This is a genomic window from Paracoccus xiamenensis, from assembly GCF_011308835.1.
GTDB lineage: Bacteria > Pseudomonadota > Alphaproteobacteria > Rhodobacterales > Rhodobacteraceae > Paracoccus > Paracoccus xiamenensis.
Map to the genome: position 1 here is coordinate 530,695 of NZ_JAAOHY010000001.1, position 24,489 is coordinate 555,183.

Here is a 24,489-nt window from a genome sequence, read left to right on the forward strand (position 1 = left end):
CCCTTCGGTGCAGCCACCGCGCCTTCATGCGGCCCTCTTGGCCAGACGGATCATCGCCGCCGTAACCCGGCTGAGTTCGTCAGCCGTGATAATATAAGGCGGCATGGTGTAAATCTTGCGCGCAAAGGGGCGGAGCCAGACGCCGAGTTCGCCGGCCAAGCGATGGGCGTCTTCGGCGTCGACCTCGCCATGCATTTCGATCACGCCGATAGCGCCCAGAACGCGCACATCCCTGACGCCCGGCAGGTTGCGGGCTGGCGCAAGTTCAGTGCGCAATTGGGTTTCGATGGCGGCAACCTGATCCGTCCAGTCGCCTTTGATGACCAGATCAAGGCTGGCCGCGCCCGCGGCACAGGCCAGCGGATTGGCCATATAAGTCGGGCCATGCATGAACACCCCGGCTTCGCTTTCACCAATGCCGCGCGCCACCTCGCTGGTCGTGACGGTTGCCGCGAAAGAGATATGCCCGCCTGTCAGGGCCTTTCCAAGGCAGATGATATCCGGCGCGACCCCGGCGTGATCCATGCCGAAAAGCTTGCCTGTCCGGCCAAAGCCGGTGGCAATTTCGTCGAAGATCAGAATGACGCCGTACTGGTCGCACAACCGGCGCGCGGCACGCAGGTATTCAGGGTGATAGAAATACATCCCGCCCGCGCCCTGAACCGTGGGCTCAAGGATCATCCCCGCGATCCGGTCGCCCTTCTCCTCCAGCAAGCGTGCCATCGATCCCAGCCCGTTCTGCACGGGGTCGTCGGGCCATTCCTGTCCCAAGGCAATGGCAGGACGCGGCAGGAAGTGCTGGATCGACAAAGCCCCGCGAAACAGCCCGTGCATGCCTGTCACCGGGTCGCAGACGCTCATCGCTTTCCATGTGTCGCCATGATAACCGCCGCGAATGGTGGCAAACTGCACCTTGTCGCGTCGCCCCATCGCCATCTGATACTGCACGGCCATCTTCATCGCGATCTCGACCGCGACGGATCCGCTATCGCAATAGAAAATGCGGTCAAGCTGATCCGGGAGCAGGTCCAGCATCCGTTGGCCCAGCCTTGTGGCCGGTTCATGGGTCAACCCGCCAAACATGACGTGGGGCATGACCTCAAGCTGTTCATGCATCGCGCGCGTAATAAAAGGGTGACGATGTCCATGCAGGGCGCACCACCACGATGACATCGCGTCGATCATCCTGACGCCATCATCGCGCGTCAGCCAGACGCCTTCGGCCCCGGCAATGACGTGCATCGGGCCGGGTTTGACGATGTTGGAGTAGGGGTGCCACAGATGTTTTGCGTCGAATTCTTTCGGGGTCACAGGGCACCTCTGATCCGGTCCACATCAATGGCTTGCATAGCGCGGGCGAGGGTCGCGCGGTTCAGATCCCTGATCACGTCCAACCGCCCAAGATGCGGTATCTGGCTCATCTGCGTGATCGTGTCTTCGACGGCAGGTTCGGGTGAGCCGCTGAAAACGACGCCCACCACCTCGCACCCCGCCCGCCGCAGCGCCATCAGGGAAAGGGTGGTGTGATTGATCGTGCCCAGCTGCGTGCGCGCAACCAGCACGACCGGACAATCCCAACCTGCGATAACGTCCAGAAAGTACAGCTGCCGGGTCAATGGAACCATAAGCCCGCCGGCACCCTCGACCACCAGCGGCCCTTGGATTTTGGGCAGGGCCAGCCGGGCCGGATCAATCTCTATCCCCATATCCTCGGCAGATAGATGCGGAGAGGCGGGCATCCGAAGCCGATAGGCTTCGGGCAGAACAGGCACGCCGGCAAGATCCGCCACGACCTCGCTGTCGGTGGCCTCTTCCAATCCCGATTGCACGGGCTTCCAGTAGCTGGCGCCCAAAGCCGCGGACAGGCCTGCGGAAAACACGGTTTTGCCGACGCCGGTATCGGTGCCGACGACAATGACGGGTTTCATATGATTTCTGCCAGAGTTTGAAAAAGCTGCGATATATCGTCGTTCGACACATTGCCCGTGATCGATATCCGAAGACGCGACGTGCCGCGTGGAACGGTGGGCGGGCGAATGCCGCGCACGTCAAACCCCGCATCTTGCAATTCCGAAGCGGCGCGCATGGTCTTTGCATCATCTGCCAGAACGACCGGGATGATCTGGCTGTTAAGGGCCGCTGCCGGGATACCGATGCGGCGCGCCTGACGATGTGCGTGGCTGATCCGGTCGCGGGTGGCGACAAGGCGGGCGTCATTTTCCTGCAGCAGCCGCAAGGACGCGCGCACCATGGATGCGCTGAAAGGGGCCGGTGCGGTGGCGAAAATAAAGGGGCGCGCACGGTTTACCAGCGTCTCAATCAGAACTTTTGACCCGCAGATCAGCCCCCCAGACACGCCCAGCCCCTTGCCGCAAGTGTGCAGGGTCAGAACCTCGGCGGCGAGGTCATGGGCCATTCCGCGCCCCTGGGGGCCGAAGACCCCCGTGGCATGGGCCTCGTCCACGACAAGTATGGCATCATATTTCACAGCAAGATCGGACAAGTCCCTGATCGGGGCCGCGTCGCCTTCCATCGAATAGATGCTTTCGAACGCGATCCAGATCTGACCATCCGCATTTGTGGCCCGCCAGTCTTGGATGATGCGCTCTGCATTTGCCGGGTCATTATGTGCAAAAGCGAGCGTCTGGGCGCGGCCGAGGCGCAGCCCCTCATGTGCGCTGGCGTGGATCAGCGCATCATGAAGCACAAGGTCGCCAGCGGCGGGAAGGGTTGAAAAAATCGCCTGATTGGCCTGAAATCCGCCGCCCATGTAAAGCGCGGTTTCGCTGCCAAAAAATATGGCCGCCTCGGCCTCCAGCGCTTCGTGCTCTGCATGGTTGCCACGCAAAAGCCTTGACCCGCCCGACCCCAGTGGCACGCCACGATCCAGTGCCTGCCGGGCAGCCTGCGCCAGTTCGGGCGAGCCGGTCAGCCCCAGATAATCGTTCGAGGCAAAATCCAGCCCGCGCCGGGGCAAAAGCGACCTGCGACGGTGTCGTGCATCCAGTACGCCCAGCATGGCATCCAAACGCTTCAATGCGGTCATTCCACTGCTTTCCTACAGAGTTGCCCGGTCGCGTTTCTGGCCTCACGGCCGAGCCGGGCGAGCGGATGGCAGCCATGTTGGCAACTGCCTCTGGGCAGCCTTACATCTCCAGCGATCGGTTGATTTGCAATTTTATCTATTATTTCGACATGTGCCACCTAGGGGTCTCACATACTATCGATAAAACCTAGTTGGCAACTGCATTCCCCTGCGATGTTCCGTCCCGACGGCATGGGGCGGCTTTCCGCTGTTCGGCGGTCGGGGTCGCGTGATGCGATGCGTTCCTGGGGCGCTTTCAAGCACCTCTCCGCCGGGGTTCGGCGCCAGAGCGATCTTGCCGACGAGGACTCGCAACGCTTCGCAGAAATCCTCGTCGATGATCCGCAGTTCTGCGACATTACTGGTGACCCGTTCGTCGTCCGGGTGCAGCTGGGACGCCCGCTTGCCGATGATCAGCCCTACCTGAGCGGCCCAGCTTGATTGTCAGTGCATGACCGGCCTTTTGTGGATCAGCCGATTGGATTGCCCACTGAGCCATACGCTCAACAGAACCAAGGCAATCCCAGCGGCCTGTGCTGCGCCAGGTACTTGTCCAAGGACGATTGCACCGAGCGAGACAGCCGTGACCGGGCTTAACAATCCCAGCGGTGCGACAGCGTTCGGCCCCAGTCGGGCAATGCCCCTGAACCAGAAGAAATAGCTGACCGCTCCGCCGATAAGGGTCAGCCAGGCAAATCCCAGGATGTTGCCCATGGTCATCGCGGGCAGGGCCGGTTCCAACAGCATTGCAGCAGGCAACAACAGAAGGCCGCCCGCCGTCAATTGCCAGGCGGTGAAGGTCAGGGCCGGAACCGGGGGCTGCCATTTGCGCGTCAGCACCGTACCCGCAGCCATGGACATCGCACCGCCCAATGCAGCGATCAGGCCGGTCGTATCAAGGGCGATGGCCGCAGGGCTGAGCACCAGCAGCCCGACCCCGATCAGGCCTCCGATACCGGCGACAACGGCCAGCGGTTTGACGGGTTGGCCAAGAACGAGCCTCGACAGGCCAAGGACGATCAGTGGTTGTGCCGCGCCGACCGTCGCCGCGATGCCGCCGGGCAATGCATAAGCCGCGACGAAAAGCAGCCACCAGAACAGCGAGAAGTTAAGTGCGCCAAGGATCATGACCCGCCCCAGCCAGATGCCTTGGGGAAGCGCCCGCGTCAGCGCCAGCAGAAGTAGCCCGGCAGGAAGTGCGCGCAGCATTGCTGCCGTCAGCGGATAGCCTTCGGGCAGAAACTCGGTCGTGACCAGATAGGTGCTGCCCCAGACCGCAGGGGCGGCGGCCGCAAGAAGGTAATCGGTGTGGCGTGACATGGGCTTGCCTCCCTTATGCGGCCAACCGCGCAGCGGTGCGTAGTTGCGCGCGCAGGTCGTCGAGGGGGCCATCTTGTAAAACGAACGTGCGATGGCGGATGTCGAGATCAAATTCGCTGGAAAGTCGCCGCAGGCGCGACGAAATATTGTAACACCAGCAGCAGACGACATCGTGAAAAAAGTCGAGGTGAAGGGTCATCATGCTGCCTCTGCCAGAATTTCAGCCGTTGTCAGCGCTTTTGCCAAGCGGGCGACATGCGCACCCTGAAAGCGTGCGCCGGCCAGGTCGGTCTCGGTTGGCTTCAGAGAGCCGTCACCTCCGGCAATCGTGCCCGCGCCGTAAGGAGCGCCGCCAATAATGCTGTCCTTTTCAGTCTGGCCGCTGAAGGTATAGGGCATGCCGGCCACAACCATTCCGAAATGCATCAGAGGAATGTGGCTCGACAGCAATGTCGCCTCATGCCCGCCGTGTTGCGAGCCAGTCGAGGCGAAGACCGCACCGACCTTGCCAACCAGTGCATTTTCGGCCCACAGGCCGCCCAGCGTGTCGAAGAACTGTTTCATCTGCGCGGCCATCAGGCCGAAGCGTGTGGGCGTGCCAAAGATAATCCCGTCATAATCCGCCAGAGCAGCGGGGTCGACAGTCGGGGTGTCGTCATCGACAAATCCCGCCGATCTGCGAATGTTTGCAGGTACGGTTTCGGGCACGCGTGCGACATCAACCTGACATCCGTCGACTGATCGGGCGCCCTCGGCCACGGCCTGCGCCAATGCCTTCACGTGGCAATAGCTTGAATAATAAAGAACCAGAACCTTTGTCATCGCTTTCCTCTTTCATCCGCGTCGATGCTCGGAGGATGGCGTTGATCAGGGTGCGTATTAAGTCGCTGTCTGGAAGAACATTCTGTACGTCAGGTTCTTAATCCGCATTCGAGGTTGCGGATTTCAAATGGCTGACAAAGGCTGTTGCCGCCGCATTCGTTTCCAGCCGTGCGCCCGAGACGGCGAATATCTGGCGGTCGGGCAGTTCATAATCCGAAAGAACTGGCAGAAGCCTTCCCGCCGCCACAGGTTCGGCTGACACGAAGTCAGGTAACGTGCCGATGCCCTTTCCTGCAATCAGCAGATCGCGCAGCGCCAGAGAGTTGCCGACGCTTACGCGGGGCGCGACTGCGACATCGGCAACTTTCCCGGTGCCGGTGTGTCTGAGGGTCCATTTCCTGTTATGCTCTGCCAGCGCGAACCCCAGGATCGCGTGATCCTCAAGTGCTTCGGCTGATTGCGGAATTCCCGCTTTGTCGAGATAGGCGGGCGACGCAAAGAGGCGCTGTTTTATACGGGCGATCGGACGCGCGAATAATGTGGAATCGGGTAAAGCCGCCCTTACGCGGATCGAAAGGTCAAAGCCTTGCTCAACCATATCAATGAGATGGTCGTCAAAAGATAGGGTGACAGACAGGTCGGGATAGCGATCCATGAAGTCGGGCAGAATTGGTGCGATGACGAGCTGGCCAAATGAACTTGGCGCGTTGACGCGCAAATGCCCTCTTATCTCGCCGGTGCTGGCCCGGATTTGCTCGTCCAGCTGGTCGATGCGCGACAGGATGTCCTTGGCCGTGTCGTAATAGGCTTGCCCCTGTTCGGTCAGCGACATGTTTCGTGTGGTCCGTGTCAGCAAGGTGCAGCCGAGGCTCTTCTCAAGCAGCTTGATCTCTCGGCTCAGCAGGGTTCCCGAAACGCCCAGATCCTCTGCCGCGCGCGCGAAGCTTCCACGCTCGACGATCCGGCAATAAGCATTCATGACCGAGAACTTATCCATGGTTCATCAGCTAACCCAATCGCTGTGCAAGGTCGATCCTGGTCGGGCAGGGCGCGCACAATCGACAAACTTGCCGACGTCGTCCATTCGTCGGGCCGTGGGTTAATTGATGACGCCACCTAATCAAGGTTCTCACGAAAGAAGATATCCAATCGTGGGCGCGCTGCATTGCCATCGGGCCGGGTCAGGCGGGCTATGGCGCCGTCGATCAGGGTTTCCGGCGCCAGTTCGAAAACCGCGTCCATGCTGCAATCAATCAATGCCTTGCGGGTGTCGGTGGTCAGCCCGTGCCCGATCATCACCACGTCGCGGCGGCCCCGTTCGCGCAGGGCGCGGCAGATGCCACCTGACGCGCCGCCGACATTATAGATGCCGGTCAGGTCGGGGTGGCGGTCCAGAAGGTCAAGGGTCAGGCGGTAATTCTCGCCCGGATCGTCATGGCCCTCTCGCATGGGCATCACGCGAAGGCCCGGAAACATCTCTTCCATGATGCTCAGCACGCCTGCCTCGCGTTCGGAATGGGCGCGGTAATGCCGCGATCCGGCGACAAGCGCGACCGATCCGGTCCCGCCCGAAAAACGCCCGATCAGAAGGCCGGCGGTCCTGCCGACAGCATGATTGTCCAGCCCGACGTGATCTATCCCCGAGGACAGGCCAAGATCCGACACGATGGTCACAAGCCGGGTGCCACGCCCGGTGACTTCGGCGGCCGCCTGTCTGACGGCGGGATGTTCGATGGCGAAAAAGGCGATGCCGTCGGCCCAGCCGGCATTGCGGCGCAGCGCCTCGGCCAGGGCCTCTGCATTGAAGCCATTGATGAAAAAGCAGCGTAGATTGGGCGCGCCGGGCCCGCCGCCGTCCATCCGGGCGCGCAACCTGTCGCCAAGCAGCCTCAGATAGGGATTGCCGCCCGAGGGCAGCAGGAAGACGATATTCGGTGGCGGCCGGGTCGTATAGGCAGCCGCTTCGCCGGCGCTGAGCACACCCATCTGACGCGCCAGTTCCAACACCCGCAGCCGCGTCCGTTCCTTCACGCCGCGGCGCTGATTGATGATCCGGTCGACGGTCGCCAGCGACACGCCCGCAGCACGCGCCAGATCGGGCAAGGTCGGCCGCTTCGATGTGCCATCGGGTGGGGTGGGGACATCAGAACACATCAAAACAACTCATTTCATTCATTTTGACGAATGATCCCCCGATCCATACCCTTGGTCAATATCGTTTGTGCTGCGACTCATATGGCCACGGGAGAAGGGCCATCCGCACATCAAATCGCGTCAAATAGGGAAGGGGAGGAGACCCATGACCAACCGTCGTCTTCAATTCGGCCGTCGCGGCTTCATGGCGCTTGGCGCCGGTGCCGCCGCCATGACCATGCTGCCGCGTCGCGGGTTTGCGCAGACCAGCCTGCGATACGGCCATAACAACGAACCCGCGTCGGTCGCGGGTGCGCAGGCCGACTGGTTTGCCGAGGCGCTTGGCCAGACCTCTGGCGGCGATATCGAGGTGCAGGTCTTCCCGGCCAGCCAGCTTGGCAAGCTGCAGGAACTGGCCGAGGCCGTTTCGCTTGGCACCATCGCATTTTCGCACAATACGGCAGGCGCGCTCGGTTCGCTTTATGAACCTTTTGCGGCGCTGGATACGCCCTATCTGTACCGCGATATCGACCACCTGATGAAGGTCACCGATGTCGACAGCCCGGTCATGCAGGAATTGAACGAGGGCCTGATCGCCGCTGCCAATGTCCGCGTGATCTATGCCCATTACTTCGGCAAGCGGAATCTGACCTGCAACAAGGCGGTCATGTCGCCCGCCGATCTGGACGGTGTGAAGATCCGCGCCGTGCCCTTCCCGATCTATACCGCTGCTGTCGAGGGCATGGGCGCCGTCGCCGTTCCCGTCGACTGGTCCGAGGTGCCGACCGCATTGGCGACCGGGGTCGTGCAGGGGCAGGAAAATCCGGTCAACGTGGTCCTGAACGTCAAGCTGTACGAAGTGCAATCGCATCTGATGCTGACCGGGCATATGTCGAATGCCGAAGTCGTGGTGATGAACGAGGATGTCTGGCAGGGCCTGCCAGACGCCCAGAAGGATGCCGTGCGCGAGGCTGCCTTGCAGACACGCGAAAAGGCCACCAAGGCGATTCAGGACAATGAAGAGGCCGAAACGCAGGCGCTGCGCGATGCCGGAATGACCGTGATCGGCCCGGACGAAGGCCTGCAGATCGACGCTTTCCGCGAGGCGGTCAGCAAGGTCGTCGAGGAGCGTTTCGGTTCGCAATATGGCGATCTCTACGCCAAGATCGACGCGATTTCCTGATGGTTGCCGGGGCAGACAGGCCGGGCCTTCTGCCCCGGTTGACGCATCTCGGCATCGCTGCCGGAATGCTGCTGCTGGCACTGATGGCCGGGCTGGTTGTGCTGCAGGTGCTGGCGCGCAATTTTGCCGCGACGGGTCTGCCATGGGCGGACGAACTTGCACGCTTCTGTGGGATCGGGCTGGTATTCCTGGGCGTGCCGGCGCTGGCGGGGCGGCAGGTTCTGGTCTCGGTCACGATGCTGCCCGATGCCGTAGCGCCCGCCCTGCGGCGCTGGATGGTGCTGGTCGCGGATCTGGCCACGCTGGCCTTCGCGGTGCTGCTGCTGTGGAGCTTTGCCGAATTCCTGCCGCGCGCCGGCAAGTTCCTGACCCCGGCGATGCGGGTTCCGAACTGGGTCTATTACTCGCTGGCACTGGCCGGCAGCCTGATGCTGGCCGCCGTCGCCCTGCAGCGCGTCATCGCCTGTCTGCGCGGCCATGACTCGTCCGACGGCTTCCGAACCGAAGCCGATCCCCCACAGGTGCCCCAGCCATGAGCCTTCTGCTTCTTGCCATCTTCGCCGTGCTGCTTGTGCTCGGCGCGCCGGTTGCCGTCTGTCTGGGACTGTCCTCTGCGGTGGTGATCGTCATTCAGGGCCTGCCGGTGTCGGTACTGGCGCAGCGCAGCCTGAATTCGCTCGACAGCTCTCCGCTGCTGGCGGTGCCGCTGTTCATCTTTGCCGCAAGCCTGCTGAATGCGACCGGTGTCACCACGCATATGTTCGACCTCGTCCGCATGATCTTCGGGCGCATCCGGGGTGCGGTGGCGCAGGTCTCGATCTTCGTGTCGCTGATCTTTTCCGGCGTCTCTGGCGCGGCGCTTGCCGATATCGGTGCGCTTGGCAAGATCCAGGTCGATGAGATGACGCGGCAGGGATACCGCAAGGATTTCGCCGCCGGGCTGACCGTTGCCGCGGCGACGATCGGGCCGATCTTTCCGCCCTCGATCCCGATCATCATCTATGCCTCGGTCGCCAATGTCTCGGCCGTCAAGCTGCTGATCGCGGGGATCGTGCCTGCGCTGCTGCTGACCGCGTTTCTGATGATACAGGTCGCGGTGATCGCGCGGATGCGCAGCCTGCCGCGCGACGATATCCGTCCCGGCGCGGGCGATGTGATGCGGAAATTCATGATCTCGCTGCCGGCGCTGTTCGCGCCCGTGCTGCTGATCGGCGGGCTTCTGAGCGGCTATTTCGGCCCGACCGAGGTTGCTGGCGTCACCGTGGCCTATGCAATGTTGATCGGGATTTTCGTCTATCGCAGCCTTGGGCCGCGTAAGATCCTCGGTGCTTTGCGCGAGACCACGGAAGCCACGGCCAACATCCTTTTCGTGGTCGCCACAGCCGCGCTGTTTGCATGGGTCCTGACGCTGGATCAGGTGCCGATGAAGGTTTCGGCGCTGCTTTTGGGCGTGTCGGAAAACCCCCTGGTCCTGCTGCTGCTGGTCAATGTGCTTCTGCTGATCGTCGGCATGGTGCTGGAAAGCATCGCCGCCATCCTGATCATCGCCCCCATCGTGGCCCCCGCACTGGCGCAGGCCGGTGTCGATCCCTTGCAGCTTGGCATCGTCTTCGTGCTGAACCTGATGATCGGGCTGCTGACGCCGCCGGTGGGCATGAGCCTTTACATGATCTCTATCGTCGCGCGCATGCCCATCGGGCAGGTGATCGCGGGGGTCATGCCCTTTTTCATACCGCTTATCCTGTCCCTGCTGGTCGTGACGCTGGTTCCCGCGCTGTCGACCTGGCTTCCCGAAACCCTGATGAAGTGAGGCGCCGCGATGAGCACCTTCCTTGGCCCGATCCGCCAGCTTGGCTATGTCGTCGATGATATCGAGGCGGGCATGAAATACTGGTCCGAAACCATGGGCGTGGGTCCGTGGTACTATAATCCTGCCGTGCCGATTCAGGACTACACCTATGACGGGCAGCGCCATGATGTGACCAATTCCGTCGCATTGGCGAATTCCGGCGAGATGCAGGTCGAACTGATCCAGACCCGCAGCGACACGCCCTCCATGTATCGCGATTTCAAGGATCGGGGCCTGCGCGGGTTGCAGCACGTGGCCTTCTGGACGCGCGATTACGACCGCGACCTGCAGATGATGCTGGATCGCGGCTTTACCCCGAAGATGAGCGGCTTTGTCGGCAAGAATGGCCGCTTCATCTATTTCGCCGAAGAACACCATCCGGGCACCTGTATCGAGCTGTCAGAGGTCATGGGGCCCAAGGGCCGCATGTTCGACCTGATCCGCGACGCGGCGAAAGGCTGGGATGGCAGCGACCCGGTCCGACCCTTTCCCGACCTGTCCGGGGAGTAGCCATGTCGCGCATCGTCGCTGAATATCTGCTGGAAACCCCGGCACCACCCGAGGAGGTCGCCGCCATGATGGCGGGCGAACAATCCAGCGGCACCTTTATCCGCGTGGCCGGCGAGACCGACGAATTGCGTGCCCGCGCCGCCGCCGAGGTGCTGTCGGTCGAGGAGCAGGAGCCGCAGTCGCAGCCCTCGCTTCATTCGGCCTATCTGGAACGCAAGGGGATCGGCGGCCCCTATCGCCGGGCGCGGGTCCGGATCGCCTTTCCGCCCGGTAATATCGGAAAGAATCTGCCGACGCTGGCGGCGACGGTGTCCGGCAACCTGTACGATATCGGCGAGATCACCGGGCTGAAGCTGGAAGCGCTGGCGATCCCTGCGGATTACCGCAGCCGATACGCCCTGCCCGCAAAGGGGATCGCAGGCACCCGCGACAGCTGCGGCGTTCACGGCCGGCCCATTTTCGGCACCATCATCAAGCCGAATGTCGGAATGCGCAGCGACGATATTGCGTCTCTGGTTGACCGGCTTTGCGCGGCCGGGGTCGACTTCATCAAGGATGACGAGGTTTGCGCCAATCCCGACATTGCACCGCTGGCCGAACGCGTGCCCGCAGTGATGGCGGTGATCCGCAAATGGCGGGATCGCACGGGCCGGCAGGTGATGATGGCCTTCAATATCACTGACGAGGTCGACGCCATGCGTCGCCATGCCGACCTTGTCGCGGCTGAGGGCGGGTCCTGTGTCATGGCCAGCCTCAACTGGTGCGGCTTGTCCGGGATGGAGGCCCTTCGCGCGCATACGCCGCTGGCGGTCCATGCCCATCGCAACGGCTTCGGCGCAATGAGCCGCCATCCCGCGCTTGGCATCGGATTTCAGCCCTATCATGCGCTCTATCGTCTGGCGGGGATCGACCACATGCATGTGCATGGCATCGGTGGCAAGTTCGTCGATACCGCCGAAGAGGTTACCGTCGCCACCCGCGCCTGTCTGGCGCCGCTGTCGGAAGGCGGGCCGGATGATCGGGTAATGCCGGCATTTTCATCGGGCCAATGGGCGGGAACGCTGCCCGCGACGCTGGAAGCCGCGCAGGGGCCGGATTTGATGTTCATGTGCGGCGGCGGGATCCTGGCCCATCCCGACGGACCCGAGGCAGGGGTCGCATCGCTGCGCGAGGCTTATGACGTGCTGCAATCGGGCCAGACGCTGGATCAGGGGATGCAGGCGCATCCCAACCTGGCCGCCGCGCAGCGCTTCTTCGGCGGGCGCTGATGGCGAAACTCGTCTTCGTTGGCGATGATTTCACCGGAGCTTCGGACAGCCTCGCGTGCTATGCCAAGGCTGGCTGGCGCACGCGCCTGCTGGTCCGGGCAGATGTGCGGGTCGAGGAACCGCTGGACGTGCTTGGCATTGCGACGGACCTGCGGGCGGAAACGCCCGAAGGGATCGCCGCAGGTATCGGGCGCATATGGCCGCTGATCGCGGCGGCGGATCCTGAGAGGTTGCATCTGAAGATCTGCTCGACCTTCGATTCCTCCCCGGCCATCGGTTCGGTGGGGGCGATGGTCGCGGCACTTGCTGCGCGCTTCCGGCCCGATGTCACGGCGGTCATCGGCGGGCAGCCGAGCCTTGGCCGCTATCTGCATTTCGGCCATCTTTTCGCACGCGGCCCGGACGGGCAGGTGCATCGCATCGACCGCCATCCGGTGATGGCGGCCCATCCTGTGACGCCGATGAGTGAATCCGACATGCGTCTGCACCTGGCGGCACAAGGTTTTGCGCCGCTCGGTCTTATTACAACCGCAGATCTGGCCGAGCCTCAGGCGGTTGCCGCCACATTACGCGCGGGGCCGGTGATCTTCGATGTCGGTCGTCAGGACGACCTCGCCCGCATCGCAAGCATCCTGAAAGCGGTGGGCGGCCGACAATTGCTGATCGGCGCCAGTTCTGTCGCCGAGATGCTGACAGGAAATTCTGTGCCCGCAGAAGGGCCGCGCGCGGCCCCGCCCATGCATCGCGGCATTCTTCTGTTTGCCGGCAGCCGGTCATCGATCACCCGCGCGCAGGTCGAGGCCTTCAGTCGCGGACCCATCTTGCGGGCCGGGCCGGCCGAAATAAGCGACCCGACGGCTCTGGTCGCTTCATGTGCAAGCGAACTTGCTCATGGTCGCCCGGTGCTTGTCTCGCTGGACCCCGAGGCCAGCTACCCGCTTTCCTCGTCTGCACTCGCTGATCGGTCGGTCGAAATCCTTTCGAAAATCCTTGCGAGGGCAGAGGTTGGCTATCTTGGGATTGCGGGCGGAGACACTTCAAGCCGAATCTGTGCCGGCCTGGGGTTCCATTCGCTTGAATTTGATCATCAGATTTCGCCGGGTGTGAGCGTTTGCATCGGATGCCATGAGAGCGAGGCAATGGACCGGATGGCCCTTATGCTGAAGGGCGGCCAGATGGGAGGCGAATTGTTGTTCGAGAACTTCTGCAGTTTCGCGAGTTCCCAAGCGTAGAGAAGGCCGAATCCGGTCGGGGCGATCAGGAATCTAATGCGCGGTTCTCGGTTCGTCCAAGCCGCCACAATGCCCGTCAACCGCATCTTGTGTCCAAGATGCTTATGAACAAGACCGACGATCTGCGGGCTTTCTACACCGATTTGCTTTCGACGAATGAAACCTGTGCGTGTCTATTGAACCGGTGTGACCGCTAGGATGGCTGTCTGAGGCAATTCACGGCCCCGGTCGCTGCCTTGTTCGCGAATATCGAACAATGCCAATGAGAAACGAGGCAGATAATGGCGGAGAGGGTGGGATTCGAACCCACGGAACCCTTGCAGGCTCAACGGTTTTCGAGACCGCCCCGTTCGACCACTCCGGCACCTCTCCGCGCTTATTTCGGTGTGGTCCGGCGCATTTAGCGGGCGGGGGGTTGAAGCGCAAGAGGGTTTGTGGCGAAAAACGCGGGAATGGTCTGCAAAGGATCCGGCATGCGGCCGAATGGCCATCTCACGGCGGTGCTGGCCGTGGTTCTTGCCCTGCTTGGGGGGGCTGCGCTTGGCCAGCCCTCTGCACCGGAACAGGCCCGACCAGCCATGTCTACGACAGAAATTCAGGCGCTTGCCGAACAGGTGTTCGAGGCGACGCTGGCCGACAGGCTGGCGGCGGTGATCACGGCCGAATCGGCGGAGTTCGCGGATCGGATGGCGGCACTGTATCTGAGTGCGGGCAGCGGGCCGGATTGGCGGGCCGAGGTGGCGCAGATCCACAATGCGGCGCGGGTCTCGGGGTTGCTGCAAGCCGCCTTGCAGGTGCGGCTGGCCGAAAACCCGGTGGCGGCGCAGCGGCTGCGGGCGTTGCTGGGCGCAACCGGGGTTGCGGCGGGCACCGACGGGCAGGGGCTGCAACTGGCGGCGCGCATGCAGTTGACCAAGCCCGAAAGGCTGGCCGCCACAGCAAGGCGGCTGAGCGCGGATTTCGGGCGCGGCACGGCGGAGCTGTCGGCGATCACCCGGATGATCGGGCAGGGCGATCCGGTCACCGATCGGCTGGCGGCGCGGATGAACCGCGAAATCGCCTTCGCGCGCGGCTATGCCCAAGGGGGCGGCTTTGATTTTCCGACCGCTTCCGAAGATGTCGCCGCCGATCTGTGGTTGCAGGAACCCGAGCTTACGGCGGAAATCACCGCCCGCAGCGAGCTTGCGCTGTATGCGGCCTTCGCGCCGCTGGGTGCTGCCGCCATCGACCGCATTGCGGCGGCGCGGGCGATGCCGCGCGCCCGTGCGCTGGCGGCGATCCTGGCCCTTGCCGAGGGCGATGTTCTTGACCAGCTTGCGGCGGAAAGCGGCCGTGCCGCCGCCAGACGACATGAAGGAAGCCCGCTATGACCGACCGTTCGATGATCCTTGCCGGGCCGCTGGCCACGCCTGCGCTGCTGGAAGCGCTTGGGCTGCGAGGAGAGGCGATGACCCTGCCGGGCAGCCTTTCCGGGGGCGCGGATGCGGGGCTGGGCGGTGACTGGCCCGCCTATCTGCCGGGCGCCGGGCGCATCGCCGCCGTCCGGGTGGCGCCGGTGCCGGAACTGGACAGCTATATCGAGGTGATGCAGCTGTCGCCGGTCGAGATCGACGGCATGGCCGCATGGGGTTTTGGCGCGGGCGAGGGGGCCGAGTGGACGGCTGCAAGCGCCGGGCTGATGGCGCGGGTGGCGCGCAGCCTGCTGGCGCGGCTGGATCATCGCACGCCCGCGCAGCTTCACGCCCGCCTGCGCCGCATTGCCGAGATCGTCGCCGGCACCCTGCGCGCCCGCGACGAGGTCCAGCCTGCGGCGTTGCTGCCCGAGCCCGACCGGGGCCGGGTCGAGGTGATCTCGCGCCATGAACGCTATGGCCGCTATTTCGCGGTCGAGGAAATCGCCTTGCGGCACCGGCTCTATTCCGGCGGTTGGTCGCCGGTGCTGGAACGCGAGGTGTTCGTCTCGGCCGATGCGGCGCTGCTGCTGCCCTATGATCCGGTGCTGGACAGCGTGTTGCTGATCAGCCAGTTCCGCATGGGTCCGCTGGCGCGTGGACAGGCGCAGGCCTGGATGCTGGAACCGGTGGCGGGCCGGGTCGATGCGGGCGAAAGCCCCGCCGATGCCGCCCGTCGCGAGGCGGTCGAGGAAGCCGGGCTGCAGGTGGGCAAGCTTTATCCGCTGCCCGGCCATTACCCGACGCCGGGCGCGAACAGCGAGTTCTTCTATCCCTTCGTGGCCACGGTCGATCTGTCGGGGCGCGCCTCGGGTCAGGGCTTTGGGCTGGAGGAGGAGGGCGAGGATATCGCCACCCATATCATTCCCCGCGCCGAGCTGATCCGGCTGGCGCTGGAAGGCCAGCTGCAATGCGGGCCGCTGGTGACCATGGCGCTGTGGCTGGACCGTCAGGCAGGGCTGATCCGGGCCGAGCATGCCGGTGCGGACAGGGGCGCGGATCTGGCAGGATCGTGAAAAAGGCGGGGTGATTCCGCGCCGAGAAGCCTTGCCGCCATTGCCTGCGCTGCTATTGATCGGGGCTGAATGACAGGAAAGGCCGCGACATGGACATCCGCCAAGATCTTGCCGATGCGATCGGCAACACCCCTCTGATCCGCCTTAAAGGTGCATCAGAGGCAACGGGATGCGAGATCCTGGGCAAGGCCGAATTCATGAACCCGGGCCAGTCGGTCAAGGACCGGGCGGCGCTGTATATCATCTGCGATGCCGTCGCACGGGGCGATCTGAAGCCCGGCGGCACCATCGTCGAAGGCACGGCCGGCAATACCGGGATCGGGCTGGCGCTGGTGGGGGCCTCGATGGGGTTCCGGTCGGTCATCGTGATGCCGGAAACCCAAAGCCAGGAAAAGAAGGACATGATCCGGCTGGCCGGGGCGGAACTGGTGCAGGTGCCTGCCGCGCCCTACAAGAACCCCAACAACTATGTCCGCTATTCCGAGCGGCTGGCGAAGGAGCTGGCCCGGACCGAACCCAATGGCGCCGTCTGGGCCAACCAGTTCGACAATGTCGCCAACCGGAAGGCGCATCTGGAAACCACCGGCCCCGAGATCTGGGACCAGACCAATGGCCGCGTCGACGGCTTCATCTGCGCGGTGGGTTCCGGCGGTACGCTGGCCGGGGTGGCGATGGCGTTGCAGCCAAAGGGCGTGAAGATCGGCCTTGCGGACCCGGAAGGGGCGGCGCTGCACAGCTTTTATACGACCGGTGAGTTCGACAGCCCCGGCAGTTCGATCACGGAAGGCATCGGGCAGGGGCGCATCACCGCCAACCTGGAAGGCTTTACCCCCGATTTCAGCTATCGCATCCCCGATGCCGAGGCGCTGGAGGTGCTGTTCGATCTGGCCGAAAACGAGGGCCTGGTGCTGGGCGGCTCCAGCGGGATCAACGTCGCGGGGGCCGTGCGCATGGCCCGCGACCTGGGGCCGGGGCACCGCATCGTGACGATCCTGTGCGACGCCGGTAACCGCTATCAGACCAAGCTGTATAACCCGGCCTTCCTGCGCGAGAAGGGCCTGCCCGTCCCCGCCTGGCTGGACCGCGAACCCGCGATCCTGCCCGAAGTATTCGAGGGCTGATCGACCCATGACCCGCCTTTATGCGCTGATCGTTGCGATCTTCATCGCCCTGACGTTGCCTGCACTTGCGCAGGAACAGCAGGCCCCGAACTATGACGCCTGGAACAAGGTCGCCGATCAGGCCGAGCAGATCCTGGAAAGCGGCCAGGCGAACGAAGCGCGTTTGCAGTCGATCCGCGAAGAGATCGTCAAATGGCGCGATCAGTTCAAGTCGATGGAGGGCGTCAACTCGACCCGGATCGCGACGCTGAAGGACCAGATCGCGGCCCTTGGGCCGGCGCCTGCGGAAGGCGAGACCGAGGCGGACGATCTTGCGGCTCGTCGTCAGGCACTGAATGACCAACTGACCGAACTACAAGCGCCGGGTCTGCAGGCCGTCGAGGCTTACGGTCGCGCGGATGGGATCATCAGCGAGATCGGGCAGGCGATCCGGACACAGCAGACCTATACGCTGATTCAACGGACATCGTCGCCGCTGAACCCGACGAACTGGGCGCCCGCGATGGCCGAGGCCGCCAGCTTGGCCCGCAATGTCCTTAGCGAGGTCAAGACCCGATGGTTGGATCTTGGCGGGGTGCGCGGTCTTGCCGGGAACGGCCTGCCCTTTGTCGTCGCCTTTCTGCTGATCGCGCTTTTGCTGCTGACGCGGGGGCGGCGTTGGGTGGATTCGCTGCCCGAAAGATTATCGCACAGGGTCAGCGACAGGTCGCGGGCGGCGCTGCTTTTCGCGGTGTCGCTGGGGCAGATCGCGATTCCTTTTATCGGCGTGCTGCTGGGTACGGCGGCGCTTTTCTCTATCGGGGTGGCCGGCCCGTGGACCAAGCCGCTGCTGTTTTCGATACCGGCCGCAAGCCTGTCGTTTTTTTCCTGGGTCTGGCTGGCGCGGCGCCTGTTTCCCGCAGATGGGTCGATTGTCACCCCGCCGCTGCCACTGACCGAAAAGAAGCGCGCGCAGGCGCGGTTCCGGGCGGTGATGTTGGCGACCGCCCTGGCTTGTCATCAGCTGTTCGGACGCACGGTTCTGCCATTGTCGGGTTTTCACCCCGAGGGCGATATCGATGTCGGGACGGTGCCGGAGCGGCTGACGGACGCCTCGGCCGGGGTCTGGCATCTGGCGATCATGCTGTTCGGCGCCTTCTACCTGTTCGGCCTGTGCAACATCCTGCGGCGCATGAAGGGGCTTGAAGGCTCGCATACGCCTTACCGTGTATCAATCATGTCGCTGCTGGCCCGGGTTGGCAGGCTGGTGGCGATCGGCGCACCCATCGCTGCGGTGCTTGGTTATGTTACTGCGGCCAATGCCGTGATGTGGTCGATGGTGCTGACCCTCGCGCTGGTTGGCCTTCTGGTCGTATTGCAGGACTTCATCGGCGATCTGTACGGTTTTGCCGTTGGCGGTGGCGATTCTGCCCGCGAAGCACTTGTCCCCGGCGTTGTCGGCTTTGTCCTCGTGCTGCTTTCGCTTCCGTTCTTCGCCATGATCTGGGGCGCGCGGGGCGCTGACCTTGCCGAGGCCTGGGTCAGGATCCAGCGCGGCTTCACATTCGGCGGGATTACCCTGTCGCCGATGGGCATCCTGGGGTTCCTGGTGGTCCTTGGCCTCGGGTACATGCTGACCCGTTTTGTCCAGGGGGCGTTCCGGACCTCGATCCTGCCCAAGACGAAGATGGACGCGGGCGGTCAAAGCGCGGTGATCTCTATCATCGGCTATATCGGGATCGGGCTGGCGGCGATGCTGGCGATCACGGCCTCGGGGATCGACCTGACGTCGCTGGCGGTTGTGGCCGGTGCGCTGTCGGTCGGGATCGGTTTCGGCCTGCAACAGGTGGTGTCGAACTTTGTCTCCGGCATCATCCTGCTGATCGAGCGTCCCGTGGCTGTCGGCGACTGGATCGAAGTCGGCGGCAAGCAGGGCATCGTCAAGAAGATGGCCGTGCGCGCGACCCAGATCCAGACCTTCGACCGCACCGAGGTGATCGTCCCCAACTCTGACCTCATCACCCAGCAGGTGACGAACTGGACGCGCGCGAATCTGACCGGGCGGATCATCGTGCAGGTCGGCGTGGCCTATGGCAGCGACACCCGCAAGGTCGAGCGCATCCTGCGCGAAATTGCCGAGGATCAGCCCACCATCCTGATCGATCCGCCGCCTGCCGTGCTGCTGGTCAATTTCGGGGCCGACAGCCTGGATTTCGAGATTCGCGCAATGCTGTCCGACATCAATGGCGGCATGGGGGTGAGTTCGGAAATCCGGCACCAGATCGCCGCGCGCTTTTCCGCCGAGGGGATCGAGATACCGTTCGCGCAACGCGACCTGTGGCTGCGCAACCCCGAGACGCTGTTTGCCGCACCGTCCAATGCGCCTGAAAAGCTTGAGGAAAAGGGCGATGAAGCCCCCAAGCAGGTCGAGGCCAAGCCCAAGGACAAGCCGTTGCCCAGCGTCTATTCGACCGGCGAACTGCCCTCGGACACGGATGGTGACGGCGACGGCGATAATACCTGAGGCCACGCACGGCGATTGACTTGGTTGCAATTGCAACTTATTCTCTCCCTCGACCTAGAGAGGGGGAGAAGATGACAATCGACGCGCTGCCGCAGGGCATGATCCGCGCCGCGACCGTGAACGGCACCGCCGTGCATGAAGGCTATATGCCCGGCTTCGGCAATGACTTCGAAACCGAAGCGCTGCCGGGCGCGCTGCCGCAGGGCCAGAACAGCCCGCAGAAATGCGCCTATGGTCTGTATGCCGAGCAGCTTTCTGGCACCGCCTTCACCGCCCCCCGCGGCCAGAATGAGCGGACCTGGTGTTATCGCATCCGTCCCAGCGTCAAGCATGTCGGCCGTTTCCAGAAGATCGACCTGCCATATTGGAAGTCGGCGCCGAATGTGCTGCCCGATGTCATCAGCCTTGGCCAGTATCGCTGGGACCCGGTGCCGCATAAGGAAGGCGAGGCGCTGACCTGGCTGACCGGCATGCGCACCATGACCACGGCCGGCGACGTCAACACGCAGGTCGGCATGGCCGCCCATATCTATCTGGTCACCGAATCGATGAAGGATGAATATTTCTTCAGTGCCGACAGTGAATTGCTTGTGGTTCCTCAGGAAGGGCGTCTGCGCTTCTGCACCGAGTTGGGTGTGATCGACCTTGAACCGAAAGAGATCGCCATCATCCCGCGCGGCCTCGTCTACCGCGTCGAAGTGCTGGAAGGACCGGCGCGCGGCTTTGTCTGCGAGAATTACGGCCAGAAATTCGATCTGCCCGGTCGCGGCCCGATCGGGGCGAACTGTCTGGCCAATCCGCGCGATTTCAAATGCCCCGTCGCCGCCTTCGAGGACCGCGAGGCGCGGTCGCGCGTGGTCATCAAGTGGTGTGGCCAGTTCCACGAAAGCTTCATCGACCACAGCCCTCTGGATGTGGTTGCGTGGCACGGGAACTATTGCGCCTACAAGTATGATTTGCGGACATATTCGCCGGTCGGGGCGATTCTGTTCGATCACCCGGATCCGTCGATCTTCACGGTTCTGACGGCCCCTTCGGGCCAGGAAGGGACGGCGAATATCGACTTCGTCCTGTTCCGTGAACGCTGGCTGGTGGCCGAGCACAGCTTCCGCCCGCCTTGGTACCACAAGAACATCATGTCAGAGATGATGGGCAATATTTATGGCATCTACGACGCAAAGCCGCAGGGCTTTGTGCCCGGCGGCACCAGCCTGCACAACATGATGCTGCCCCATGGCCCCGACCGCGACGCCTTCGAACACGGCTCGACCGAGCCGATGGTGCCTGCCAAGCAGGACAACACCATGCAATTTATGTTCGAGACGAGATTCCCGCAGCAACTGACAGAGTTCGCCGCGAACGAAGCACCGCTTCAGGATGACTACGTGGATTGCTGGGACAGCCTGGACAAAAAATTCGACGGCACGCCGGGCGTCAAATAAGCGTAAATCCACTTGCCGATGACGCCGCGCCGGGCTAATCCGGCGCGGTGGCCTTGGCGGGCGGTTAGCTCAGTTGGTAGAGCGCTTCGTTTACACCGAAGATGTCGGGGGTTCGAGTCCCTCACCGCCCACCATGCCGCCTGACAGCATAGTAACCTGGGCTCTGCGCGCCGGGTGCTGCGAACCGCGCCGCGATTCACTGATGCAGTCGCGTTCAGCGGGTTTGCATCAGTCTTCTTTCGTCGTCTTCCAGATCGCACATAACGAGAAGATCAGAAGCCCGGTCGCTGAGATGAGGACAGAAGGCAACGCCAGCCGCCCGTTTGCTGTTATCAGCCAGAATGTGAAGATCAGCGTGGCATAGGCTGCAGGTATTCCTATCAGCCAAAAGCCCGGCCCGTTCCAGTAACCGGTTCTGCCAAATATCAGCCGGAACATCGTCAAGCCTGCAAGTGGCGCTGCGGCGACAATCGTGGCGGGCAGGAATAGCGCGCCATCCATGTCGAAAAGCGAGATAAAGGCAAGTGCAGCGATCCCATAGCTGATAATACAACCGGCGGCGAAGGCGACGAGGAATTCGGCAAGCAACGCTCCGCTGGGATGTTTACGGTCGGGCATGGCAAAGCTCGCAGTTATTTCGGGCAGGCCATGCTTGCCGAAATCGTTCAGGCATTCAATCGCCGTTCCCGTCCATGATTCAGTCTTGTGCTGTTTGGTCCTGATCCTTCGGCAAAGCGTCATTGACGCATTCCGCATCCCGGCGCAGTCTTTTCTTGACGCAGGCGGTGGGTGTGGCGCATATATGCCGTATCTGAACGCTTGTTCAAATACGGGGAGGGACAATGTTCACGCAGGCGATGGAATTTGATCTGGGCGAGGATATCGGCGCGTTGCGCGAGATGGTGCATCGCTTTGCGCAGGAACGCATCAAGCCTCTCGCGGCTGAGACGGACAGCAAGAACGCCTTCCCGAATGAGCTTTGGCAGGAATTTGGCGAATTGGGCCTGCTCGGGATCACCGTATCCGAGGAATATGGCGGCTCTGGCATGGGCTATCTGGCCCACACCATCGCGACCGAGGAAATCGCGCGGGCGTCGGCCTCGATCAGCTTGTCCTATGGCGCACATTCGAACCTGTGCGTGAACCAGCTGAAGCTGAACGCCACGGAGGAGCAGAAGCAGAAATACCTGCCGAAACTGTGCTCGGGCGAACATATCGGCGCTTTGGCCATGTCCGAGGAAGGCGCCGGTTCCGACGTTGTCGGCATGAAGCTGAAGGCGGAAAAACGCAACGGCTATTATGTGTTGAACGGTGCGAAATACTGGATCACCAACGGGCCGGATGCCGATACGCTGGTTGTCTATGCCAAGACCGATCCCGAGGCGGGATCGAAGGGCATCACCGCTTTCATCGTTGAAAAGGGCATGACCGGATTCACCCAAGGCCCGCATTTCGACAAGGTCGGGATGCGCGGTTCGAACACGGGCGAGCTGATCTTCGACAATTGCGAAGTCCCGTTCGAGAATGTGCTGGGTCAGGAAGGCAAGGGCGTGCGCGTTCTGATGTCGGGCCTCGATTACGAACGCCTCGTGCTATCGGGGATCGGGACGGGCATCATGGCCGCTTGTCTGGATGAGGTCGTGCCCTACAGCAAGGAACGCAAGCAATTCGGCAAGCCCATCGGGGATTTCCAGCTTATGCAGGCCAAGATCGCCGATATGTATGTCGCGATGAACACCGCCAAGGCCTATGTCTACGAGGTCGCAAAGGCCTGCGACGCGGGCAAGGTCACGCGGCAGGATGCGGCGGGTGCGGTGCTTTATGCATCCGAGCAGGCGATGGTTCAGGCCCATCAGGCGGTGCAGGCGCTTGGCGGCGCGGGCTTCCTGAATGACAGCGTCGTCAGCCGCTTGTTCCGCGATGCCAAGCTGATGGAGATCGGCGCCGGCACCAGCGAGATTCGCCGGATGCTGATCGGGCGTGAATTGATGGCCGGGGCGTGATGCGCGCGCTTGCCCTTCTTCTTCTGGTTGCGGCACCTGCCGCAGCTCAGGATTTCAGCTATGACCCGGCGTTGCTGACCAATTGCCTGCAGGCGAATGCCGACAAGCCAGACCGCTGCATCGGCACGGCAGCCAGGGCCTGCATGGAAGGAGAGGGCGGCAGCACGACCGTGGGAACTGTTTCCTGTCTTGCGGGCGAAAACGCGCAATGGGACTCGATCCTCAATCAGGCCTATGAGGCGGTGTTGGCGGATGCCGAGCAGGGCGATGCCGAGATGAAAAAGCTGGGCAGCGCAGCCGATCCCCAGACCCCCGCGCTGCGAGAGATGCAGCGGGCCTGGATTGCCTTTCGCGACGCGGCCTGCGTCTATGAGGCCTCTCGCTGGGGCGGCGGCAGCGGCGCAGGCCCTGCTGCAACCGCCTGCGCGATGGAGCTGACGGCCCGGCAAGCGCTGCGGCTGAAGGCTTATGCCGATCAGAAGTATTAAGGCGGAGGTGCAGGTGGACAATGCATCACCTTCGCCGTTTCAGCCCGGTATCCGGGGATGGCAGGATGCCCGGTCCGATTGTCCTGTCCGTGGCCGCGATATGAAAAAGACCGGCGAGGGATCGCAGGCGATGCCCGTTTCGGCCAGCCGTCAGGTCTGCGCCGGGGGGCTGGCCGGCCGCCTTGGCGCCCGGCCTTTGGTCAGGTCGAACCGCTTAGAACCTGCGGATATAGGAAACCCCAATAACGGTCGGGTCGACATCGACCTCGCCAATATCGACGCCGTTCAGTTCGACATCGGAATTGATGTCGATCCAGCGCAGGTCGGCGCGGATGGCCGAATTGTCGTTGATCCAGTAGTCGGCGCCCAGATGCGCAGCCAGACCCCAGCTGTTCTTCACGCGCAGCTCATTGCCGTCCAGCGGTCCCTTGGCGTCGGCATCCCAGAAACCGGCGAAGTTCACGCCGACGCCGATGAAAGGCTTCAGCTGCGGCGTGGCGTCAAAGTGGTATTGCAACGAGATGACCGGCGGCAGCTGCTTGACGGTGCCGATCTCGGCCCCGTTGGATTCGATGGAATGCTTGAAGGGCAGCGCGGCAAGCACCTCGATCCCGAGATTGTCGCGGATGAAATATTCGAAGGTGAGGGTGGGGCGGGTGCTGTCGTCGATATCGGTCGGCACCGTGCCGCCGGCAAGGTCGCCGTTATCCGATTTGGGGTTCACGTTGGCAATCCCGAAGCCCAGCGTCCAGTCGCCTTGCGACTGCGCCAGCGCGGGCGAAGCAAAGCCCAGCCCCGAAGCGATCATCGCGCAGGCAATCAGCAGATGGCGTGTCATAGCTATCCTTTCTTCGTTACATTTGCACAGCACTCACGCGTTTCGGGGGTGATGGGCATTGATCTGCATCAACCGGGGCAGGGGTTGCGGCCTTCTGCGTCAACATGGCGCAGCCTTGCGCGGGCCGGGGCGGCGACGGGCCCGGCTGCCAGTGCTGCGCCTATCCAATCTCGCTGCGTTGCTGATGCGCAGGGTCTGCTGCCTCGCCAAGTTGAAAGGGACAAG

24 protein-coding genes and 2 tRNA genes are annotated in these 24,489 nt (G+C 62.9%); 15 read left to right on the forward strand and 11 right to left on the reverse strand.

What is annotated here, in order from left to right:
• Window positions 1-24: 24 nt before the first annotated feature.
• From bioA to G7044_RS02650, 3 genes are read right to left on the reverse strand one after another with little or no spacing between them, the layout of a single operon-like run.
• Window positions 25-1,311, reverse strand: coding sequence for an adenosylmethionine--8-amino-7-oxononanoate transaminase (bioA, locus tag G7044_RS02640; protein WP_166325532.1), 1,287 nt, complete (start codon window positions 1,309-1,311; stop codon window positions 25-27).
• A complete protein-coding gene (gene bioD, locus G7044_RS02645; protein WP_166325535.1) occupies window positions 1,308-1,928 on the reverse strand; it encodes a dethiobiotin synthase in 621 nt (206 codons plus the stop codon). Before bioD ends, bioA begins: the two co-directional genes overlap by 4 nt.
• Window positions 1,925-3,046 (reverse strand): 8-amino-7-oxononanoate synthase, encoded by a 1,122-nt coding sequence (locus G7044_RS02650; RefSeq protein WP_166325538.1) that lies wholly within the window; start codon window positions 3,044-3,046, stop codon window positions 1,925-1,927. The genes bioD and G7044_RS02650 overlap by 4 nt, the downstream gene beginning before the upstream one ends.
• A 213-nt stretch (window positions 3,047-3,259) precedes the next feature.
• Between G7044_RS02650 and G7044_RS02655 the strand changes: the two genes are divergently transcribed.
• Window positions 3,260-3,526: a hypothetical protein gene (locus tag G7044_RS02655; protein WP_166325541.1), complete on the forward strand. Its 267-nt coding sequence runs from the start codon at window positions 3,260-3,262 to the stop codon at window positions 3,524-3,526.
• A gap of 3 nt (window positions 3,527-3,529) precedes the next feature.
• On the opposite strand, the gene G7044_RS02660 is transcribed toward G7044_RS02655, so the two are convergent.
• The 5 genes from G7044_RS02660 to G7044_RS02680 all read right to left on the reverse strand — a co-directional run bounded on the left by G7044_RS02660 (window position 3,530) and on the right by G7044_RS02680 (window position 7,381).
• Window positions 3,530-4,405, reverse strand: coding sequence for an EamA family transporter (locus G7044_RS02660; RefSeq protein WP_166325544.1), 876 nt, complete (start codon window positions 4,403-4,405; stop codon window positions 3,530-3,532).
• A 13-nt stretch (window positions 4,406-4,418) separates the two neighbouring features.
• A complete protein-coding gene (locus tag G7044_RS02665; RefSeq protein ID WP_166325547.1) occupies window positions 4,419-4,607 on the reverse strand; it encodes a DsbA family protein in 189 nt (62 codons plus the stop codon).
• Window positions 4,604-5,227 carry an NAD(P)H:quinone oxidoreductase gene (wrbA, locus tag G7044_RS02670; RefSeq protein ID WP_166325550.1) on the reverse strand — a complete coding sequence of 208 codons (624 nt, stop codon included), beginning with the start codon at window positions 5,225-5,227 and terminating at the stop codon, window positions 4,604-4,606. The genes G7044_RS02665 and wrbA overlap by 4 nt, the downstream gene beginning before the upstream one ends.
• A gap of 97 nt (window positions 5,228-5,324) precedes the next feature.
• The gene (locus tag G7044_RS02675; protein WP_166325553.1) at window positions 5,325-6,224 is read right to left on the reverse strand and encodes a LysR family transcriptional regulator; all 900 of its coding nucleotides are present in this window, start codon (window positions 6,222-6,224) and stop codon (window positions 5,325-5,327) included.
• 119 nt (window positions 6,225-6,343) lie between these two features.
• On the reverse strand, window positions 6,344-7,381 hold the full coding sequence (locus G7044_RS02680; RefSeq protein WP_166325556.1) for a LacI family DNA-binding transcriptional regulator: 1,038 nt from the start codon (window positions 7,379-7,381) through the stop codon (window positions 6,344-6,346).
• A 145-nt stretch (window positions 7,382-7,526) separates the two neighbouring features.
• Between G7044_RS02680 and G7044_RS02685 the strand changes: the two genes are divergently transcribed.
• The 6 genes from G7044_RS02685 to G7044_RS02710 are packed head-to-tail and all read left to right on the forward strand — an operon-like array spanning window position 7,527 to window position 13,402.
• Window positions 7,527-8,543 (forward strand): TRAP transporter substrate-binding protein, encoded by a 1,017-nt coding sequence (locus G7044_RS02685; protein ID WP_166325559.1) that lies wholly within the window; start codon window positions 7,527-7,529, stop codon window positions 8,541-8,543.
• Window positions 8,543-9,079, forward strand: a complete 537-nt coding sequence (locus tag G7044_RS02690) for a TRAP transporter small permease (protein WP_166325562.1) — start codon at window positions 8,543-8,545, stop codon at window positions 9,077-9,079. Before G7044_RS02685 ends, G7044_RS02690 begins: the two co-directional genes overlap by 1 nt.
• Complete coding sequence (locus G7044_RS02695; protein WP_166325565.1) at window positions 9,076-10,353, forward strand: TRAP transporter large permease; 1,278 nt, start codon at window positions 9,076-9,078, stop codon at window positions 10,351-10,353. The genes G7044_RS02690 and G7044_RS02695 overlap by 4 nt, the downstream gene beginning before the upstream one ends.
• A gap of 9 nt (window positions 10,354-10,362) precedes the next feature.
• Window positions 10,363-10,902, forward strand: a complete 540-nt coding sequence (locus G7044_RS02700) for a VOC family protein (RefSeq protein WP_166325568.1) — start codon at window positions 10,363-10,365, stop codon at window positions 10,900-10,902.
• A 2-nt stretch (window positions 10,903-10,904) separates the two neighbouring features.
• Window positions 10,905-12,170 carry a RuBisCO large subunit C-terminal-like domain-containing protein gene (locus G7044_RS02705; protein ID WP_166325571.1) on the forward strand — a complete coding sequence of 422 codons (1,266 nt, stop codon included), beginning with the start codon at window positions 10,905-10,907 and terminating at the stop codon, window positions 12,168-12,170.
• A complete protein-coding gene (locus G7044_RS02710) occupies window positions 12,170-13,402 on the forward strand; it encodes a four-carbon acid sugar kinase family protein (RefSeq protein WP_235931111.1) in 1,233 nt (410 codons plus the stop codon). The genes G7044_RS02705 and G7044_RS02710 overlap by 1 nt, the downstream gene beginning before the upstream one ends.
• Window positions 13,403-13,684: 282 nt before the next feature.
• Here G7044_RS02710 and G7044_RS02715 read toward each other — a convergent pair.
• Window positions 13,685-13,774, reverse strand: a tRNA-Ser gene (locus G7044_RS02715).
• A 101-nt stretch (window positions 13,775-13,875) separates the two neighbouring features.
• On the opposite strand from G7044_RS02715, the gene G7044_RS02720 reads away from it, so the two are divergent.
• The 6 genes from G7044_RS02720 to G7044_RS02745 all read left to right on the forward strand — a co-directional run bounded on the left by G7044_RS02720 (window position 13,876) and on the right by G7044_RS02745 (window position 21,069).
• Window positions 13,876-14,772, forward strand: a complete 897-nt coding sequence (locus G7044_RS02720; protein WP_166325574.1) for a hypothetical protein — start codon at window positions 13,876-13,878, stop codon at window positions 14,770-14,772.
• A complete protein-coding gene (locus tag G7044_RS02725) occupies window positions 14,769-15,869 on the forward strand; it encodes an NUDIX domain-containing protein (protein ID WP_166325577.1) in 1,101 nt (366 codons plus the stop codon). Before G7044_RS02720 ends, G7044_RS02725 begins: the two co-directional genes overlap by 4 nt.
• A gap of 89 nt (window positions 15,870-15,958) precedes the next feature.
• Entirely contained in the window at window positions 15,959-16,990 is a 1,032-nt protein-coding gene (locus G7044_RS02730; protein WP_166325580.1) for a cysteine synthase A, read from the forward strand.
• A 7-nt stretch (window positions 16,991-16,997) separates the two neighbouring features.
• Window positions 16,998-19,493: a DUF3772 domain-containing protein gene (locus G7044_RS02735; RefSeq protein ID WP_166325583.1), complete on the forward strand. Its 2,496-nt coding sequence runs from the start codon at window positions 16,998-17,000 to the stop codon at window positions 19,491-19,493.
• Window positions 19,494-19,564: 71 nt separating this feature from the next.
• Complete coding sequence (gene hmgA / locus G7044_RS02740) at window positions 19,565-20,935, forward strand: homogentisate 1,2-dioxygenase (protein WP_166325586.1); 1,371 nt, start codon at window positions 19,565-19,567, stop codon at window positions 20,933-20,935.
• Window positions 20,936-20,993: 58 nt separating this feature from the next.
• Window positions 20,994-21,069, forward strand: a tRNA-Val gene (locus tag G7044_RS02745).
• Window positions 21,070-21,163: 94 nt separating this feature from the next.
• Here G7044_RS02745 and G7044_RS02750 read toward each other — a convergent pair.
• The gene (locus G7044_RS02750; RefSeq protein ID WP_166325589.1) at window positions 21,164-21,676 is read right to left on the reverse strand and encodes a hypothetical protein; all 513 of its coding nucleotides are present in this window, start codon (window positions 21,674-21,676) and stop codon (window positions 21,164-21,166) included.
• A gap of 101 nt (window positions 21,677-21,777) precedes the next feature.
• Between G7044_RS02750 and G7044_RS02755 the strand changes: the two genes are divergently transcribed.
• Both G7044_RS02755 and G7044_RS02760 read left to right on the forward strand, forming a co-directional pair.
• Window positions 21,778-22,938 (forward strand): isovaleryl-CoA dehydrogenase, encoded by a 1,161-nt coding sequence (locus G7044_RS02755; RefSeq protein ID WP_166325592.1) that lies wholly within the window; start codon window positions 21,778-21,780, stop codon window positions 22,936-22,938.
• Window positions 22,938-23,426 (forward strand): lysozyme inhibitor LprI family protein, encoded by a 489-nt coding sequence (locus tag G7044_RS02760; protein WP_166325595.1) that lies wholly within the window; start codon window positions 22,938-22,940, stop codon window positions 23,424-23,426. The genes G7044_RS02755 and G7044_RS02760 overlap by 1 nt, the downstream gene beginning before the upstream one ends.
• A gap of 214 nt (window positions 23,427-23,640) precedes the next feature.
• Here the strand turns inward: G7044_RS02760 and G7044_RS02765 are convergent, their stop codons facing one another.
• Window positions 23,641-24,264 carry an OmpW/AlkL family protein gene (locus G7044_RS02765; protein ID WP_166325598.1) on the reverse strand — a complete coding sequence of 208 codons (624 nt, stop codon included), beginning with the start codon at window positions 24,262-24,264 and terminating at the stop codon, window positions 23,641-23,643.
• Window positions 24,265-24,489 lie beyond the last annotated feature (225 nt).

What these genes read in the sequence shown, in the direction of transcription:
- G7044_RS02675 (WP_166325553.1), bottom strand. Translation starts at nt 6,224, where the DNA reads ATGGATAAGTTCTCGGTCATGAATGCTTATTGCCGGATCGTCGAGCGT.
- G7044_RS02665 (WP_166325547.1), bottom strand. Translation starts at nt 4,607, where the DNA reads ATGATGACCCTTCACCTCGACTTTTTTCACGATGTCGTCTGCTGCTGG.
- G7044_RS02690 (WP_166325562.1), top strand. Translation starts at nt 8,543, where the DNA reads ATGGTTGCCGGGGCAGACAGGCCGGGCCTTCTGCCCCGGTTGACGCAT.
- bioD (WP_166325535.1), bottom strand. Translation starts at nt 1,928, where the DNA reads ATGAAACCCGTCATTGTCGTCGGCACCGATACCGGCGTCGGCAAAACC.
- G7044_RS02765 (WP_166325598.1), bottom strand. Translation starts at nt 24,264, where the DNA reads ATGACACGCCATCTGCTGATTGCCTGCGCGATGATCGCTTCGGGGCTG.
- hmgA (WP_166325586.1), top strand. Translation starts at nt 19,565, where the DNA reads ATGACAATCGACGCGCTGCCGCAGGGCATGATCCGCGCCGCGACCGTG.
- G7044_RS02685 (WP_166325559.1), top strand. Translation starts at nt 7,527, where the DNA reads ATGACCAACCGTCGTCTTCAATTCGGCCGTCGCGGCTTCATGGCGCTT.
- G7044_RS02680 (WP_166325556.1), bottom strand. Translation starts at nt 7,381, where the DNA reads ATGTGTTCTGATGTCCCCACCCCACCCGATGGCACATCGAAGCGGCCG.
- G7044_RS02695 (WP_166325565.1), top strand. Translation starts at nt 9,076, where the DNA reads ATGAGCCTTCTGCTTCTTGCCATCTTCGCCGTGCTGCTTGTGCTCGGC.
- G7044_RS02660 (WP_166325544.1), bottom strand. Translation starts at nt 4,405, where the DNA reads ATGTCACGCCACACCGATTACCTTCTTGCGGCCGCCGCCCCTGCGGTC.
- G7044_RS02730 (WP_166325580.1), top strand. Translation starts at nt 15,959, where the DNA reads ATGGACATCCGCCAAGATCTTGCCGATGCGATCGGCAACACCCCTCTG.
- G7044_RS02710 (WP_235931111.1), top strand. Translation starts at nt 12,170, where the DNA reads ATGGCGAAACTCGTCTTCGTTGGCGATGATTTCACCGGAGCTTCGGAC.
- G7044_RS02720 (WP_166325574.1), top strand. Translation starts at nt 13,876, where the DNA reads ATGCGGCCGAATGGCCATCTCACGGCGGTGCTGGCCGTGGTTCTTGCC.
- G7044_RS02725 (WP_166325577.1), top strand. Translation starts at nt 14,769, where the DNA reads ATGACCGACCGTTCGATGATCCTTGCCGGGCCGCTGGCCACGCCTGCG.
- G7044_RS02650 (WP_166325538.1), bottom strand. Translation starts at nt 3,046, where the DNA reads ATGACCGCATTGAAGCGTTTGGATGCCATGCTGGGCGTACTGGATGCA.
- G7044_RS02755 (WP_166325592.1), top strand. Translation starts at nt 21,778, where the DNA reads ATGTTCACGCAGGCGATGGAATTTGATCTGGGCGAGGATATCGGCGCG.
- wrbA (WP_166325550.1), bottom strand. Translation starts at nt 5,227, where the DNA reads ATGACAAAGGTTCTGGTTCTTTATTATTCAAGCTATTGCCACGTGAAG.
- G7044_RS02760 (WP_166325595.1), top strand. Translation starts at nt 22,938, where the DNA reads ATGCGCGCGCTTGCCCTTCTTCTTCTGGTTGCGGCACCTGCCGCAGCT.
- G7044_RS02700 (WP_166325568.1), top strand. Translation starts at nt 10,363, where the DNA reads ATGAGCACCTTCCTTGGCCCGATCCGCCAGCTTGGCTATGTCGTCGAT.
- G7044_RS02735 (WP_166325583.1), top strand. Translation starts at nt 16,998, where the DNA reads ATGACCCGCCTTTATGCGCTGATCGTTGCGATCTTCATCGCCCTGACG.
- G7044_RS02705 (WP_166325571.1), top strand. Translation starts at nt 10,905, where the DNA reads ATGTCGCGCATCGTCGCTGAATATCTGCTGGAAACCCCGGCACCACCC.
- G7044_RS02750 (WP_166325589.1), bottom strand. Translation starts at nt 21,676, where the DNA reads ATGACGCTTTGCCGAAGGATCAGGACCAAACAGCACAAGACTGAATCA.
- G7044_RS02655 (WP_166325541.1), top strand. Translation starts at nt 3,260, where the DNA reads ATGTTCCGTCCCGACGGCATGGGGCGGCTTTCCGCTGTTCGGCGGTCG.